This window comes from Citrobacter sp. GW821-FHT02E08 (assembly GCF_059421685.1).
In genome coordinates this window covers 1-1099 of the sequence record NZ_JBWKVL010000041.1, presented here as the reverse complement: position 1 = coordinate 1099, position 1099 = coordinate 1, and the positions used below count along the sequence as shown (strand labels likewise).

Annotated in this window: 1 tRNA gene and 2 rRNA genes; all 3 read right to left on the bottom strand. The window is 50.0% G+C overall.

The features are described 5' to 3' along the window. Positions 1-219: ribosomal RNA gene (locus tag AC07UY_RS21755) — 23S ribosomal RNA — on the bottom strand; the annotation flags it as partial. A 216-nt stretch (positions 220-435) separates the two neighbouring features. Then, a tRNA-Glu gene (locus tag AC07UY_RS21750) sits at positions 436-511 on the bottom strand. 85 nt (positions 512-596) lie between these two features. Further along, positions 597-1099: ribosomal RNA gene (locus AC07UY_RS21745) — 16S ribosomal RNA — on the bottom strand; the annotation flags it as partial.

Genomic DNA, 1099 nt, shown 5'->3' with positions numbered 1-1099 from the left:
TTTTCCTCGGGGTACTTAGATGTTTCAGTTCCCCCGGTTCGCTTCATTACGCTATGTATTCACGTAATGATAGTGTGTCGAAACACACTGGGTTTCCCCATTCGGAAATCGCCGGTTATAACGGTTCATATCACCTTACCGACGCTTATCGCAGATTAGCACGTCCTTCATCGCCTCTGACTGCCAGGGCATCCACCGTGTACGCTTAGTCGCTTAACCTCACAACCCGAAGGTGTTTCGTAAAACACATCGTGTTGCGAAAATTTGAGAGACTCGAACACACCGCTTGTCTGTTCTTATTACGGAGAACAGACACAGTGTGTCGTTTCAATTTTCAGCTTGATCCAGATTTTTAAAGAGCAAATATCTCAAACATGACTCGGAAGTCAGTTTTGAGATATTAAGGCAGGTGACTTTCACTCACGAACCAGCAAGTGGCGTCCCCTAGGGGATTCGAACCCCTGTTACCGCCGTGAAAGGGCGGTGTCCTGGGCCTCTAGACGAAGGGGACACTGAAGTCTCAATCGCAAGACGCCTTGCTATTTACTTTTCATCAGACAATCTGTGTGAGCACTACAAAGGCAGGTTCTTTAAGGTAAGGAGGTGATCCAACCGCAGGTTCCCCTACGGTTACCTTGTTACGACTTCACCCCAGTCATGAATCACAAAGTGGTAAGCGCCCTCCCGAAGGTTAAGCTACCTACTTCTTTTGCAACCCACTCCCATGGTGTGACGGGCGGTGTGTACAAGGCCCGGGAACGTATTCACCGTGGCATTCTGATCCACGATTACTAGCGATTCCGACTTCACGGAGTCGAGTTGCAGACTCCGATCCGGACTACGACATACTTTATGAGGTCCGCTTGCTCTCGCGAGGTCGCTTCTCTTTGTATATGCCATTGTAGCACGTGTGTAGCCCTACTCGTAAGGGCCATGATGACTTGACGTCATCCCCACCTTCCTCCAGTTTATCACTGGCAGTCTCCTTTGAGTTCCCGGCCGAACCGCTGGCAACAAAGGATAAGGGTTGCGCTCGTTGCGGGACTTAACCCAACATTTCACAACACGAGCTGACGACAGCCATGCAGCACCTGTCTCA